The organism is Nostoc sp. CmiVER01 (genome assembly GCF_034531135.2).
GTDB lineage: Bacteria > Cyanobacteriota > Cyanobacteriia > Cyanobacteriales > Nostocaceae > Nostoc.
The window spans coordinates 62,356-77,304 of record NZ_JAVRBU020000007.1; the positions used below are offsets into that span (position 1 = coordinate 62,356).

Here is a 14,949-nt window from a genome sequence, read left to right on the forward strand (position 1 = left end):
AATGATGTATACCAGAAAACACCTAGATAGGCAAAGAAAAGAAATCTTTATTCAGTTAGAAGTGCCTACTGAATTTTCAAGAACTTATCCAAAGCTGTAACTAGGCTGGGAGGCCAACGGCGGATATTTTTTACCCAGTTGATATCCTTATAGCGGCTATCAAGTCCATAAGCTGCTACCCAGTTGCTTTCGGCTTCACCTTGTTCTCCATTTACCCAATATGCAGCAGTAAGGGCGGCACGCACATCAGCAAATTGGGAGTATTTACGGGCGATATTTCGCATTTCACGGATTGCTTGCTCTTTTTGACCAGTTTCATACAGAGCGAGGGCGTAGTTAGCACGGGCGAAGGCAAAATTTGGGGCTATCTCATTAGATTTTTTGTAGTCTGCGATCGCATCTTCCCATTTTCCTAAACCTGTTTTGGCATTGCCGCGATTGTTATACGCCATCGCATCGTTAGGATCGAGTTCTAGAACATGATTATAATCTGCGATCGCCGAATCCCATTTTCCCATCCCTTCCAATGCTGCGCCCCTATTTAAATATGGATCGGTGACATTCGGCGCTAGTTCTATCGCTTTGTTATAATCTGCGATCGCCTCTTGTAACTTATTTTGACTTACCCGCGAATTTCCCCGATTACTCCACGCCCCGGCATTGGTGGGAAATTGCTCAATAATCTTTGTCCAATAAGTTTCAGCTGTCGCAAAATCACCTTGATTTGTCGCTGCAAACGCTTGATTTGCCCACTCATCGCCTTGTCTTAACTGTTCTTGAGTAATGGGCGCTTGAGATTGTGCCATGACTGGAGTACCCCAGCCAAACACAATTAACAGACTGAGAAAAATACCAATCAACTTAATCATCTAGGTTTACCTAATTTGTCATTTGTCATTTGTTATTTGTCATTGAGCAGAGGAATAAAATTCAAAGGCTCATTTACGAGTATCAATGCCCAATGCCCCATGCCCATAATTACAATAATGACAACTGTTCATTAGGCGGCGTAAATCCCAAATGCTTATATGCTGCTTTTGTCGCCATCCTGCCGCGATGAGTCCGAGTTAAATAACCAATCTGCATGAGGTAAGGTTCGTATACCTCTTCAATTGTTTGAGTATCTTCACCCGTAGCTGCTGCCATTGTTTCTAACCCCACTGGCCCGCCGTTAAATTGTTCAATTATCACACTTAGCATCTGGCGGTCTGTCCAATCCAAACCGCAAGGATCTACTTGGAATAGTTGCAATGCTTCAGATGCAATACTTTCATCAATCTCTCCAGATATTTTTACTTCCGCATAATCACGGACTCGCTTAAGTAATCTATTAGCAATCCGTGGTGTTCCGCGTGAACGACGGGCAATTTCTGTGGCACCATCTTCTGTAATAGGGGTTTTGAGTAATTGAGCGGTTCGCAGTACAATTTGAGTCAGTTCGTCAACTTCATAAAATCGCAGCTTTTGAATTAAACCGAAGCGATCGCGCAGTGGTGAAGTTAAAGCACCCACACGAGTTGTAGCTCCCACTAAGGTAAACTTTGATAGCGGCAAACTTCTAATCCGAGCGCTGGAACCCTTACCAATAGTAATATCTAAGCGATAATCTTCCATCGCGGGATAGAGAATTTCCTCCGTCATCCGCGAGAGGCGATGAATTTCATCCACAAATAAAATATCACCTGGTTTCATATTCACCAGTAGCCCGACAATATCCCGTGGACGTTCTAGGGCTGGCGCACTAGTAATTTTGTAATTTACCCCCATTTCCGATGCTAAAATCATTGCCATTGTGGTTTTGCCCAATCCGGGCGGCCCATACAACAGCAAATGATCCAGCACCTCACCACGAGACTTGGCTGCTTTGATGGCAATATCTAACACATCCTTTAAATCTTTTTGCCCAATGTAATCAGCAAATCGGTGTGGTCGAATACCCTCTTCCTGCTGTTCTTGTTCATCAATAGCAGCTTCAGGCTTCAAAATATTTTCTGTGGATGGTGCTTTCGCCGACTCTCGCAGCTGCTTTGGTTCTCCATTGGGTTCTGGAGGCTGTTTTTTCGATGAGATTATCGCCATAATTCAGCTATCTACTTTTAAGGGACTAGGGAGTGGGGAGCGGGAAGTGGGGAGAGCAGGCGGACAAGGGGACTTGTGAGAACTTGCAACAAGTCTTTCCCCTTGTCCTCAATTCTTCTTGTCCCCTTGTCCTCTTGCCCATGTCCCATGCCCAATACCCGTGAAAATTTTAGTTTGAGAATACCCGCGCCAATTTAAAATTTAAATTCCGGTCAATTACCCAGAAGTACAAAAGTTATTATGTTATCTAAAAGAATCTTACCGTGCTTAGATGTGAAGGCGGGACGGGTTGTAAAAGGAGTTAACTTTGTAAATCTCCAAGATGCAGGCGATCCGGTAGAGTTGGCCAAGGTTTACAACGAAGCCGGTGCTGATGAGTTAGTATTTCTGGATATTACAGCTACTCATGAAGACCGAGCTACTATTTTAGATGTGGTCTACCGAACTGCTGAACAGGTCTTTATTCCATTGACTGTGGGTGGTGGCATTCAATCCTTAGAAAATGTTAAAGCTTTGTTACGAGCAGGCGCAGATAAGGTTAGTATTAATTCTGCGGCGGTGCGTGATCCAGACTTGATTAATCGGGCAAGCGATCGCTTTGGTAATCAGTGTATAGTTGTTGCAATTGATGCCAGACGCAGAAATAACCCGGAGAATCCAGGTTGGGATGTCTATGTGCGGGGTGGCAGGGAAAATACAGGCTTAGATGCTCTACTGTGGGCACAAGAAGTTGAAAAACGGGGGGCCGGAGAACTGCTAGTAACAAGTATGGATGCTGATGGAACCCAAGCCGGGTATGACATTGAGATCACACGGGCAATTGCCAATGCTGTAGAAATTCCAGTCATTGCTTCCGGTGGTGCAGGTAATTGTGAACATATCTACACTGCCCTAACCCAAGGCAAAGCTGAAGCAGCATTACTCGCATCCCTGTTACATTACGGACAATTAAGCGTAGCAGAAATCAAAAATTACTTGCGCGATCGCAACGTGCCAGTAAGAACATTCTCTTGACCCATCATTTACTGTTTAATGACATCTATCTAAGGCTAGACACACTTCCCTGAAAGGGTGTTAATATTATTTTACAAGTATTAACAATTATTAAAAAATATGTTGCTTCCTATTTTACTTTTTGATGTCGCCCTGGTGGCGTGGTCACTGCATTTAATGGAAAAAGCCTACGAGAGTAAAGAATTTTCTCTGATGTTGGCTGGTACATTAGTTGCTCTGGCTGCTGCTGCCATGTTAGTAGTTTACTTCTTGATGGGGCACTGTATGACCTATTTGTTGCAAGTGTCCTTGTAGGTGCCCAGTGGTTGAGGAGATGTTAAAAATTTATTTTTCACAAAAAGCTTGACAAAGTACCAAAAATCAAGCCATTATGTATAATGGATTTTAAGGGGTTATAGCGCAGTTGGTAGCGCACCTCAATGGCATTGAGGGGGTCAGCGGTTCGAATCCGCTTAGCTCCATTATTAAAAACCTAAGCTTCTCTATTAAGGGAGAGGATTATGAGGGTTTTCAGAAGGTTTTATTAGCTGTTTACCTAGCCAGTCTCGAAAATTGGAATGATAGAGACTGTAATGGGTTTCTGAACCGATTCGCTTTTGCTGTAAGAACTCTAGCCAATTTTCTAGCACTTCTTCAACTTCATACTCATCAGTATCAATGATTTGTGCGATCGCTGCGGCAGTCTGCGCCAAAGCTTCCACTGATATTGCTTTTTGCTGCTGTATTAAGACATTTAACACATCTGTGCTATGTTCCGTGTCTTGTTCGGGTGGAAACATTTTGTGTAAATGCTGCTGATAATATGCTTCTAAACCAGGCGGGAGTTGATCGCACTCGAAAGATTCCGGGTAGAAATTTTCTGCCATCGCACCTACAATCTGGTTAACATACATAAAATTATTTTCGCTCAAAGTTGTGAGGCGATCGCTAAATTCTTCCTCATTAATCTGGTGATTACTCAACCAAGATTTAAGATCCCCTCTAACCCCCATTAACAAGGGCGAAATATTGCCCCCCTTTTCAAGGGGGGTTGGGGGGATCTCTTGAGAAGTTAGGTAATTTTGAATATATGCTTGAATATCCCGCCGATTTTCTTCTGGATAATCTGCTAAATCAAGACTTTGCGACGGCGTTTCAATTAATAAACCCGACTTGTCCCGCAAGAAAGGTCTACGAGTGAGGAGGAAATAGACTTTATCAGGGAGATAGCGGGGGAGATAAAACAGATTTGTACCAGATGGTTGGCTGTTGCGGTCAATGCAATTCAACCCATCAATGGCAATTATCAGTTTTTGATGAGGTTCCAACTTATCGCTGATTTGCTGGAGAAGACTAGAGAAAAACCAACTTCCCTCTGTGGCGTTATCTGGGAGAGAGGTGTAATTAAGCGAGTATTGATTAATGAGTTGCGTGCAGATATTTATGAGAAATTCGTCAGCACGATTTTTACCCTCAAGTTCGGCATTGTAATAAATAACTTGAGGATTGTTTGTCACATATTTGGCGAGAATTGCACTTTTACCGCTACCGGGTGCGCCAATGATAGTGAAGTAACCGTGGCGATGGCGGTGGAGAAAGTTGTTAATAGCTGTGAAGAAAAATTCACGACCGACAAAGTTTAGACTTTTTTCTTGAATGATTTGCTCAAACTCTGTTGGGGCCAGGGTTGGAGGTCGAGGGCTGGTATTCATGGTTACACCTCTACTCCTTCAAGCCGCAAAAAATGCAGCCTTCCTGATTTTTCACCAGCAATAATTGTCAATTGCTTTACTGCAACAGCACAACACGTTAACGCACTTTCTCCACTAAAGCTGGTTATTAGATTTTGACTTTCCAAATTCCAAACTTTAACAGTGTTGTCGTTTGAAATATGATAAATTAAGTATTTGCTATCTTTAGTAATTGCAATAGCATTGACCTGATTTCCATTACCTGCAATGCTGACGATTTCTTGGCCTGTTTTCAAGTTCCAGACTTTAAGAGTATTGTCCATTGAACTGGAAATCACCTGTTTGCCATTAGGTGTAACAATTATAGATTGTACAGAGTCAGTATGGCCTGTTAACGTATAAAGCTCTGATCCGCTTTCCAAATCCCAAACTTTAATACTTTTATCACTAGAACCAGAAACTATCAATCTCTCATCGCACATCAATGCTAAAGAAGTAACCTTTTCACCATGACCGTTGAGAATATTAATTACTGCCCCTGTTTTTAGATTCCAAATTATTATTTTCTTATCTTTGGAAGCAGAAATTAATCTCTCACCACTGGCTGCAATAGTAACAAATGTAACTTGTTCTGTATGTGCTGCCAATGTAAAAACTTCACTTCCTGTTTCTAGATTCCAAACCTTAATAGTTTTATCATTTGATCCAGAAATAAGTAGTTTACTATTATGTGTGACTGTTATGGTATTTATTTTGCCAGTATGACCCGTAATAGTGAGATGTTTCTTTCCTGTTTTTAAGTTCCAAATATTTATATTTATTTCATTTAAACCGGAAATCACCCATTGGGAATCCGGTGTCACAATTAAAGATTGTATATAGTAATTAGAGCCAGTTAGTGTAAACAGTTTATTTCCTGTTTCTATATCCCACATCTTAATAGTTTTATCAGATGAACCTAGTAAAGGTTTACCTGAACCAGAAATAACTTTCTTCCCATCTGGTGTCACAGCTACTGCTCCTACTAAATTGCTGTGTCTTGTGGAAATATCTAATTTTCTTGTTTTATAAAGATTCCATACTTTAACAGTATTATCCCATGAGCCAGAAATTATCTGTTTTCCATCCGGTGTGACTGCCAAAGATGTTAAAGGGCTAGTATGAGCTTGAATAGTAATCAGATTCCTACCTTTTTCCAAACTCCAAACTTTGATAGTATTATCCCATGAGCCAGAAACTATTCGTTTACCATCAGGCGTTACAACAACAGATTGTACAGAATTAGTATGACCAGTTAATGTGTGAACTTCTTCTCCTGTCTCTAGTTGCCAAACTTTAATTGTATTATCCCATGAGCCAGAAACTATTCGTTTGCCATCAGGTGTGACAACAACAGATTGCACAGAATCAGTATGACCAGTTAAATTATAAAGTACTTTTCCTGTTTCTAAATTCCAAACTTTAATACTTTTATCATCAGAACCAGAAATTACACATCTGCCATATAGCGAGAATGTTACATGATTTACCTTCTTAGTGTGACCTATTAAAGTATTTAGTTCTTTTCCCGTTGTTAAGCTCCAAACCTTTATTGTTTTGTCTTCCGAAGCAGAGATTACTCTTTTAGCACTAGGTGTTACAGTAACAGATGTTATTTGATCTGTATGACCTTTAAAAATAAAAACTTCTGTTTTAGTGTCTAAGTTCCAAACTCTTATTGTTTTATCACTAGAGCCAGAAATTAGAAACTTACCATTAGGTGTAACTGCTATTGTGTTTATCTTTTCGGTGTGACCTTCAATAGAAAAAATTTCCTTTCCTGTTTCTAGATTCCACACTTTTAGAGTCTTATCATTGGAACCAGAAATTAGAAACTTACCGTTATAAGTAACGGTGATAGCATCTACGGAGCTGCTATGACCAGTGAGAGTGCGTAACAGAGTTCGACCAGGGGGATCTAAACTTAGTATCATCGGACGTAACCAAGGTTGAGATTGTGTTTGCTTTGTAATTGTCAGAAAATTTTTAATTCCCGATAATTCAAAAGATAACAAACGCCCCCATAGTTGAGATAATAACTGTAGCTGGTTTTTGTTCAAAATATGCGCTGATAACTCTAATGCTCCCTCGATTAATTTCAATATTTTAATTTGTTCGGTATTATATTCAGCGTTATTAAATATTTCTGAATTATCTATAAATTTATAATCATCAATTAGTGGCTGCACACCAAACTCAGGATGGGTAATCTTTGCAGACAGAAAATCAAAATCAGTCAGGGTTTGGTAATACTTATCCAAATTTCCCGACTTCACCAAGCTTGGCGCTAAACTACGTAAGTAAGCACGTTGAAAAGCGGGACTTTGTGCCACTAACTTGTCAGTAAATTCTCCCATATCAGGACATCTTCCTTATAAGATAGTTGGCAATGCGTTGATTAACCTCTTGAAATAGCTTCCGTTTTGAATCGAGAATCCGTTTTTCTTTCAAGAACTCTAAAAAACTAGTGTGATAAATGCTGTAGCAGTTTTCTCCCTCTAGCTCTTGCGGCTTCAAATACTCAACCCACACATCTAAAACTGATTGCACATCATATTCGTCTTGTTCGGCAATATCCGCTATCATTTCACAGGGAATTGGTGTACCAATCTCTACTAAAATAAACAATATAAATACCTTTACTTCGTGGGTTTTTTCCTCCATCCCCATCCGCTGCCAATGATCTTGATAATATTCTTTTAGACCATAGGGTAATTGCTTTAAAATCAAGTCATAGTAGTCACCTTTGGCAATTCCTGGCAAAACATAGCGCAGATACATGAAATTATTTTCACTCTTAGTTGCTACCTGTTCAACAAAATCTATATCTGAAATATTCTGGTCTTCAATCCATCGTCTAAGTGCATTTTTATAGTCTTGATCGACATTTAAAAAGAATCGAATATACTCTTTAATATCTTCATGGCTCAAATTAACATACTGACTTCCCCTTAAATCTAGCTCCTCTACCGGGACATCTGGTGCAGACAAGCGTTTTTTATCTCTGGTATAGGGTCGTCTAGTCAGCAAAAAATACACACGTTCGGGAAGCGACGACGGTAAATCTAAAAGATTACCTCCTGCTTCTTGTTCCACTTCATCCAGCGCATCAACTACAATTACGAGATGTTCGCCAGCAGTCAGTTTTTTGCTAACCTGTTCTAGTAAATCTGCTAAATTAGCATTCTCGGCATTCTGTAACTGGTAACGCTTGATTAATTGTTTACGAATACTTTGCAGAAATAGCTCCGCTCGATTGCGGCCATCAGAGCGAATATTAAAATAGCATGGCGATTTATTGTCCCAGATATATTTAGCAGCAATGGTACTCTTACCCATCCCCGCATCACCCAACACGGTAAAATAACCACTGCGATTTTTGGTGCAAAATTGCTTAAAAGCCTCAAAAACAAACTTACGACCGCAAAATGAGCGAATTTTCTCTCTAATTAATGACTTAAATTCTGCTGGATACTCATCTAAATTCCATTCAGGGAAAGATTCAAACTCTTTCGATTTACTTCTTTTAGCAACCTTGATAAATATTTCCCCAAACTCCTCTAACTCCGATCGCAGTTCAATTCTCATCAATCGGATATCAAATTCTGAATCCTTCCCCTGCAAAAACTTTTCTACTTCCTTGTAGAAACCCAAAGGATCATTTGAAGTATAAGCACTCCAAAAAGCATTTTTAATTTCTCTTTCTCGAAAAAGATTCAGCAGTACTTCCTGCTTATCCACACCATACTCAATTAAAGAATAAACATAAACACCATCAACATCTTTAGGTGGTTGTACTGGGTCAAAATTGAATTGTTTTAAGGTTCTAACTACAGTTTCATTGCGTTGAACTTGATTAATAACTAGAGAAGCCGCAGGTTTAGCAATACTTTTAAGTGCATTAACTACAAGGTCAATATTCATCTTCGTTAGCAATAGATATAATTTTTACACTTATAACTTATCCTCACGACAGATGACAAAATTAAGCAAATACACGCATATAATAACGATACCTTTAATAAGCTGCACTAACGCACCCTCTCAAACTCTTCCTCCGCGCCCGGTTATTGAGCGAAGTCGAAATACTGCGCCTCTGCGGTTCAATTCTTACACTCATTGCCAAAGCACGTAGATGTAGACCTTCGTAGACATTCCCTAGCTATTTCGAGTTCCAAAGCTCAACGTTGACCTTCCGAGGCTCAACTTTGACCTTCTGAGGCTCAACTTTGACCTTCTGAGGCTCAACTTTGACCTTCTGAGGCTCAACTTTGACCTTCTGAAGCTCGACGTTGACCTTTTGAGGCTCAACTTTGACCTTCTGAAGCTCGACGTTGACCTTTTGAGGCTCAACTTTGACCTTCTGAAGCTCGACGTTGACCTTTTGAGGCTCAACTGCGGCAATATTAACTTTGCAACCATATCAACAAGTAGAAACTCCATATATGCTTGGACACTAAAGATAGCCATCTATGGTATAGAAATGTATAGAATCTTGTAAAGATATAAAATATAGTTTTTAAATGCACACATTTCTTGCTTCTTCCTCAATGCAGCTGTCTGTACCACCAAATCACTTTCAGCCAATGAAGATTGTCGCACTGGGGGACAGCTTAATTTATGGATTCGGCGACCCAGAAAAAGGAGGTTGGATTGAGCAACTACGGCGATGGTGGATGTTGCCGGATAGTGCGGGTCATGTTCTTTATAATTTAGGCGTAAGAGGCGATCGCACGCAACAAGTAGCCCAAAGGCTAGAAGTTGAATTTCGCCACCGGGGTGAACTGCGAAATCGTGTCCCAGACTTGATTATTTTATCAGTAGGTGTGAATGACTCAGCGCGGTTAGCGCGTCCCGATGGCCGAAGTTACACAGATTTTGCATTGTTTGAAAAGGAAATTGCAACTCTTTTAGATTTAGCACAGCAACTATGTCCTGTGTTATTTGTGGGCATGGTGCCAGTGGATGAAGCCAAGATGCCATTCTTAGATTGTTTTTACTATAATCATGCCGACCAGTACCGTTACAAAGAAGCAACTCGAATTGCTTGTACTAAACGACAGATTCCCTATTTAGATATTTTTGAGCAATGGATGGAACGCGGTGAAAATTGGCGGCTAAAACGCTTGAGTGAAGATGGTCTTCATCCCAATACACTAGGTTATCAAGCTTTGCTAGAAGATGTGATCAATTGGGATGCTATAGCAAATTACCATTCTAAATTTGATTACCAGCTTAAGCGATCGTAATTAGATAAATATCTTGATGCTTTGGGCTAACCTAATATTCTCGTATCTCCCACCCTTGCAAAAAGCACTACAATAGTGCTGAATTTTTAAATCCATCTTTTCCCTATTTTTTACTCAGTATTCCTATGACACCAACTTTATTTGGTCGTTGGCAAACTCGATTATTATTACTTGCAACGGTGGGTGTACTTGTATCTTTGCCCTTTGTAATGGGTTGGATTGGTTCTAATGCTAGCTCTGTTTATTTTTGGATACTTGGTTATGTCGCCGTGTTTGGCTTAGGTTGGGATGTACTTTATAACTATCTCCAAAAATCCCGATGGGACAGGGATTGGCCCGCAGTTTATCAACTTTTAGCTGGTATATGGGAATTAATATTTGTGTTCTGTGGAGTAAAACTATTTGGCTTTTTACCAATCCCTTTACCTAAAGAAGAGCTACCTTTATCAGTTTTTTTATTGCACTATACCGTCGTATGGCTGGCAGTTTTTATTAGTTCACAAAGCCTAATGCGAATTATCTTTCCCCGTTGGCGTTTCCGGGGTGGTGAGTGGTTTTAATATCTTGTCCCCAAATAAACTTATACCGTTTCTTTGTGAAGCTGCGCCAAATCTCTTAATTTCTTATTTCTTCTTGGCGTACTTGGCGCTCTTGGCGGTTCGTTCTTCATTTCTTGCATCATAAGCGCATCTTTATACAGAATTGGTATTAACCCCCTAACCCTCTTCCCGAAGGGGGAAAAATTCAAATAAGTGTATTGATTTATGGTCTAGACACAAGTCTTTTGAGGTGTTACGCCAATACATCGGTTTGTAAAAATTAATTTACAGATGGCGGTTTCGGTTTGAATGCAATATGTTGTATTGACGTACAGTTGTATGCATTTTTACGAACAATAGAGCAGTTCTAGCAACTGCTCTATCTCATCAAATTAAAAATAGCTATCTTATGTTTCCAAAATTGGTACTTGTACTGATGTAGTTATCTATGAGAAACACAGGACAAGCTTTGCAGTTTGGGGAGATTGTTCAATGCAGAGAAGCAAATTAAGGAAGTACAATGTCAAATTTTGATCTGGTTATTAAGCTATTTCTACAACTCACAGTTATTTTAGCCACTTGTCGCATTGTTACAATTTTAGGACGCCGTTATCTTGGTCAAACTGATGTTGTCTGCGAAATGATTGCAGGTGTAATGTTAGGGCCATCTCTTTTGGGATTGATTGCACCAGATTTTCAGCAATGGCTGTTTCCTAAGCTTCCCATCATCACTGCTGTAGGACTTAAGATACCTAACCCATCAATGTCTATTTTATATGCTATTAGCCAGATTGGGTTAGTAATTTATATGTTTTTAATTGGTTTAGAGTTTAACACCAAATTATTAAAACATCATATTAAAAGTGCAAGTTTGCTATCTGCTGCCGGGATTATCACTCCCTTTATTTTAGGAGCGATCGCATCTTTTTTGTTTTACCATAATGGCGATTTTTTTCAACCAAAAGTAACGCCTTGGTCAGGCGCTTTGTATCTTGGTGCGTCGATGACAATTACGGCTTTTCCGATGTTAGCTCGCATTCTTTACGAGCGCGGTCTTGCACAAACCCGCTTCGGTACTTTGGCTTTAGGTGCAGCATCGGTAGATGACGCAGTTGCTTGGTGTTTGCTAGCGATCGTGCTTGCTAGCGTGAAAAATTCTCTCAGCATTGCCATATTAGCAATTGGTGGTGGCATTTGCTATGTGCTATTTGCAATTTTTTTTGGTCAACCTCTACTAAGAGCGTTCACACGCATGACAAAACGCGATGCAGGTGTGAACAAACAAACCCTAACTTTGATGTTGATAATTTTGATGTTTTGTGCATGGTTTACTGATGTCACAGGTATCTATGCAATATTCGGTGCTTTTGTGCTAGGAGCAGTTACACCACGCGGGGAATTCGCCCAACAAATTCGCCAATATACAGAGTTTTTAACTACTTCTTTTTTGCTCCCAATCTTTTTTGTATTCTCTGGATTGAACACTCAAATTGGATTGGTAAACACACCGACTCTGTGGGGAATTACACTTTTAATTATTGCGCTCGCAATTCTCGGCAAAGGTGTTGCTTGTATGTTGGCTGCAAAATTGGCAGGAGAAAATTGGCGTGAATCTGCAACTATCGGCGCTCTAATGAATGCTCGTGGTTTGATGGAGTTAATCATTCTTAATATTGGTCTAGAGCAGGGTATAATTACCCCAACTTTATTCACTATCATGGTTATTATGGCAGTCATTACTACACTCATGGCATCACCACTGATTGCCTTTCTCTTGCAAGGTACAAGCTATGAAAAATATTCTGCTTAAGCAAATTTAAATATTAGATTAATTATCTTGTAATTGAGAAAAATTCTGTGCTTTGACTCTGGTTATAATCGCTAAGTAGTTTGTAGTAGCGTTTTAGCAGCACTACAAACTTACTGCCTATTAACTAATTTTCTTGCTATCGTTAATTCGGATGTTCTTAGAAATGTAACTTCTAAAATCATCAAAATTAATGTTTCATGGCTATAACTGCATTGTAACAATAATTGACATTACAACAAAGCACAAATTAATCTTAGCTGTATCTAACAAGCTTGACATTTTCCAGTCTTTTAAAGAATTATCTTAGGGAAACCAGATAGTTAATTTTGAGGAAACCATGCATATAGTTATTCTCGTTCTGGTTGAAGTGCTGATTATTATCGGCCTTTCACGGCTCGTAGGGCTAGGATTCCGTTCTATTAAGCAACCACTCGTAATTGGTGAGATTGTTGCCGGGATTATGCTTGGCCCATCTTTATTTGGTTTAGTTGCTCCTGATATAGCAGTTTCCTTGTTTCCACCAGAAACTATTCCTTTTCTAAATGTTTTGTCTCAGGTGGGACTAATATTTTTCATGTTTCTAATTGGGCTAGAACTAAATCCCAAATATCTCAGTGGACAATTAGAAGTAGCTGTTTTAACTTCTCATGTCAGCATTTTAGTGCCGTTTTCTTTAGGAACATTGCTAGCGGTACTACTTTATCCCTTAGTTTCCGATGCAAGTGTATCCTTCACTGCCTTCGCCTTATTTTTAGGGGCGGCGATGTCGATTACAGCCTTTCCAGTATTGGCGCGAATCATTACTGAAAACAATTTACAAGGAACACGTTTAGGAACGTTGGCGTTAACTTGTGCAGCAGTGGATGATGTGACAGCTTGGTGTCTTTTGGCAGTAGCGATCGCAGTTGCTAGAACTGGTGACTTTGCTGGTGCAATACCCACAATCATCGCCAGCATAGTTTACATCGCTTTGATGTTGACGGCGGGACGTTGGTTTCTCCAACGCCTTGCTAAACACTACCTTCGTGCGGGACGACTCAGCCAACTATTGCTAGCTGGGATTTATATGGCAGTGGTTGCGTCGGCATTAATCACCGAACTAATTGGTATTCATTTAATTTTTGGGGCATTTTTACTGGGAGCAGCCATGCCCAAAAATGAAGATTTAGTGCGGGAATTAGCAGTAAAAACCGAAGATTTTGTTTTGATATTCTTGCTGCCCATATTTTTTGCCTACAGTGGCTTAAAGACACAGATTGGTTTGCTCAATCGTCCCGAATTGTGGCTTTTGTGTGCGTTGATTTTAGCAGTAGCGATCGCAGGCAAATATGTTGGTACTTATGTAGCGGCCCGTGTCAGTGGCATTAGTAAACGGGAAGCCTCAGCACTCGGTTGGTTAATGAACACTCGCGGTTTAACCGAACTGATAGTACTAAATATTGGTCTAGAGTTAAAGGTAATTTCCCCCTTAATATTTACCATGCTGGTAATTATGGCATTGGTAACTACATTCATGACCTCGCCACTGCTGGAATGGACATATCCGAAAAAGCTGATCAAGTTAGATGTCGTGGAACCAGAGGCAGAACCACAAACAGGTATAGATACCTCTACTGGAAGTGAAACTTTCCCTCATCCTTTCCGAATCTTGGTGCCAGTGGCTAATCCAAGTACCCAAAAAGGTTTGGTACAGTTGGCAGTAGCGTTGGCACAGCCCGCCGTAGGCATCGCTCTCAATTACCGATATCCTGCCATTGTTAACCCTCTGAGCCTGATTGAATTTCAAGAAGATTATGCTTTTGAAAGTACCCCAGTTGAAGCAGATCGATTAATCTCCCAGCGCCGCCAGCAGCTACAAGAATTGATTAATACTCTCGAACCCCCAGAAACTCGTTCTTGTGTGCATCCTATCGTTCGCATATCCAGCAATGTTGCCCGCGAGACAGCACAGATTGCCACATTAGAACAAGCTGATTTAATTCTCGTGGGCTGGCATCGCCCAGCTTTTAGTAGTAATCGTTTAGGCGGAAGAGTCGGACAAATGCTTACCACTGCCCCAGTGGATGTAGCAGTGTTTGTAGATAAAGGCAAAGAGCAATTAAAAAGTTTACTGGTACCTTATTCAGCCAATATCCATGATGATTTAGCACTAATCCTAGCTTTGAGACTGCTAATCAATCGTGATTGTATGTTGCAGATATTACAGATAGTCGCAAATCATGCCAAGGAAGAATCGAGTTATGAACTGCACACGATGATGGAACAATTGCCTACCAGTGTACGCGATCGCATTGAAATCAAAATTATCGAAGCCCCAGAACCAATCCAAGCCGTCATTCAAGCCTCAGAAGGTGTAGACCTAACTATTGCTGGCACCAGTCGCGCTTGGGGTATTGAGCGCCAAACCTTAGGAAGATATACAGATCAACTAGCTATCCAATGCCGTTCTTCCCTGCTGATTACCCGCCGTTACAGCCAAGTCACCGCTCACCTTGCCTCTATGCTTCCTGAAGTTAGTAGTCAAGAGCCAACATTAAGGAGTTGAAATT

The 14,949-nt window shown here is 40.4% G+C and carries 11 protein-coding genes and 1 tRNA gene; 7 read left to right on the plus strand and 5 right to left on the minus strand.

Translation table 11 applies throughout. The features are described from left to right. Nucleotides 1-65 precede the first annotated feature (65 nt). Both RMZ43_RS12860 and ruvB read right to left on the minus strand, forming a co-directional pair. Nucleotides 66-869: a tetratricopeptide repeat protein gene (locus RMZ43_RS12860; RefSeq protein ID WP_322650306.1), complete on the minus strand. Its 804-nt coding sequence runs from the start codon at nucleotides 867-869 to the stop codon at nucleotides 66-68. Nucleotides 870-978: 109 nt separating this feature from the next. Beyond that, a complete protein-coding gene (ruvB, locus tag RMZ43_RS12865; RefSeq protein ID WP_322654908.1) occupies nucleotides 979-2,079 on the minus strand; it encodes a Holliday junction branch migration DNA helicase RuvB in 1,101 nt (366 codons plus the stop codon). 240 nt (nucleotides 2,080-2,319) lie between these two features. Here ruvB and hisF point away from each other — a divergent pair, with 240 nt between their 5' ends. The 3 genes from hisF to RMZ43_RS12880 all read left to right on the plus strand — a co-directional run bounded on the left by hisF (nucleotide 2,320) and on the right by RMZ43_RS12880 (nucleotide 3,554). Continuing rightward, nucleotides 2,320-3,093 (plus strand): imidazole glycerol phosphate synthase subunit HisF, encoded by a 774-nt coding sequence (hisF, locus tag RMZ43_RS12870; RefSeq protein WP_322650308.1) that lies wholly within the window; start codon nucleotides 2,320-2,322, stop codon nucleotides 3,091-3,093. A 99-nt stretch (nucleotides 3,094-3,192) separates the two neighbouring features. Beyond that, nucleotides 3,193-3,387 carry a hypothetical protein gene (locus tag RMZ43_RS12875; RefSeq protein ID WP_012410736.1) on the plus strand — a complete coding sequence of 65 codons (195 nt, stop codon included), beginning with the start codon at nucleotides 3,193-3,195 and terminating at the stop codon, nucleotides 3,385-3,387. Between the two features lie 94 nt (nucleotides 3,388-3,481). Continuing rightward, nucleotides 3,482-3,554, plus strand: a tRNA-Ala gene (locus RMZ43_RS12880). A gap of 24 nt (nucleotides 3,555-3,578) precedes the next feature. On the opposite strand, the gene RMZ43_RS12885 is transcribed toward RMZ43_RS12880, so the two are convergent. From RMZ43_RS12885 to RMZ43_RS12895, 3 genes are read right to left on the minus strand one after another with little or no spacing between them, the layout of a single operon-like run. Next, the gene (locus RMZ43_RS12885) at nucleotides 3,579-4,784 is read right to left on the minus strand and encodes an ATP-binding protein (RefSeq protein ID WP_322654907.1); all 1,206 of its coding nucleotides are present in this window, start codon (nucleotides 4,782-4,784) and stop codon (nucleotides 3,579-3,581) included. A 2-nt stretch (nucleotides 4,785-4,786) separates the two neighbouring features. Then, nucleotides 4,787-7,159, minus strand: a complete 2,373-nt coding sequence (locus tag RMZ43_RS12890; protein WP_322654906.1) for a WD40 repeat domain-containing protein — start codon at nucleotides 7,157-7,159, stop codon at nucleotides 4,787-4,789. 1 nt (nucleotide 7,160) lies between these two features. Further along, nucleotides 7,161-8,726: an NACHT domain protein gene (locus tag RMZ43_RS12895; RefSeq protein WP_322654905.1), complete on the minus strand. Its 1,566-nt coding sequence runs from the start codon at nucleotides 8,724-8,726 to the stop codon at nucleotides 7,161-7,163. Between the two features lie 599 nt (nucleotides 8,727-9,325). On the opposite strand from RMZ43_RS12895, the gene RMZ43_RS12900 reads away from it, so the two are divergent. From RMZ43_RS12900 to RMZ43_RS12915, 4 genes are all read left to right on the plus strand, one after another. Next, nucleotides 9,326-10,051: a GDSL-type esterase/lipase family protein gene (locus RMZ43_RS12900; RefSeq protein ID WP_322654904.1), complete on the plus strand. Its 726-nt coding sequence runs from the start codon at nucleotides 9,326-9,328 to the stop codon at nucleotides 10,049-10,051. Nucleotides 10,052-10,176: 125 nt separating this feature from the next. Continuing rightward, a complete protein-coding gene (locus RMZ43_RS12905; protein ID WP_322648095.1) occupies nucleotides 10,177-10,611 on the plus strand; it encodes a hypothetical protein in 435 nt (144 codons plus the stop codon). 499 nt (nucleotides 10,612-11,110) lie between these two features. Further along, nucleotides 11,111-12,400, plus strand: coding sequence for a cation:proton antiporter (locus tag RMZ43_RS12910; protein ID WP_322654903.1), 1,290 nt, complete (start codon nucleotides 11,111-11,113; stop codon nucleotides 12,398-12,400). A 337-nt stretch (nucleotides 12,401-12,737) separates the two neighbouring features. Beyond that, a complete protein-coding gene (locus tag RMZ43_RS12915) occupies nucleotides 12,738-14,945 on the plus strand; it encodes a cation:proton antiporter (protein WP_322654902.1) in 2,208 nt (735 codons plus the stop codon). The last annotated feature ends 4 nt before the right edge of the window (nucleotides 14,946-14,949 follow it).

What these genes read in the sequence shown, in the direction of transcription:
- RMZ43_RS12860 (WP_322650306.1), bottom strand. Translation starts at nt 869, where the DNA reads ATGATTAAGTTGATTGGTATTTTTCTCAGTCTGTTAATTGTGTTTGGC.
- ruvB (WP_322654908.1), bottom strand. Translation starts at nt 2,079, where the DNA reads ATGGCGATAATCTCATCGAAAAAACAGCCTCCAGAACCCAATGGAGAA.
- hisF (WP_322650308.1), top strand. Translation starts at nt 2,320, where the DNA reads ATGTTATCTAAAAGAATCTTACCGTGCTTAGATGTGAAGGCGGGACGG.
- RMZ43_RS12875 (WP_012410736.1), top strand. Translation starts at nt 3,193, where the DNA reads ATGTTGCTTCCTATTTTACTTTTTGATGTCGCCCTGGTGGCGTGGTCA.
- RMZ43_RS12885 (WP_322654907.1), bottom strand. Translation starts at nt 4,784, where the DNA reads ATGAATACCAGCCCTCGACCTCCAACCCTGGCCCCAACAGAGTTTGAG.
- RMZ43_RS12890 (WP_322654906.1), bottom strand. Translation starts at nt 7,159, where the DNA reads ATGGGAGAATTTACTGACAAGTTAGTGGCACAAAGTCCCGCTTTTCAA.
- RMZ43_RS12895 (WP_322654905.1), bottom strand. Translation starts at nt 8,726, where the DNA reads ATGAATATTGACCTTGTAGTTAATGCACTTAAAAGTATTGCTAAACCT.
- RMZ43_RS12900 (WP_322654904.1), top strand. Translation starts at nt 9,326, where the DNA reads ATGCACACATTTCTTGCTTCTTCCTCAATGCAGCTGTCTGTACCACCA.
- RMZ43_RS12905 (WP_322648095.1), top strand. Translation starts at nt 10,177, where the DNA reads ATGACACCAACTTTATTTGGTCGTTGGCAAACTCGATTATTATTACTT.
- RMZ43_RS12910 (WP_322654903.1), top strand. Translation starts at nt 11,111, where the DNA reads ATGTCAAATTTTGATCTGGTTATTAAGCTATTTCTACAACTCACAGTT.
- RMZ43_RS12915 (WP_322654902.1), top strand. Translation starts at nt 12,738, where the DNA reads ATGCATATAGTTATTCTCGTTCTGGTTGAAGTGCTGATTATTATCGGC.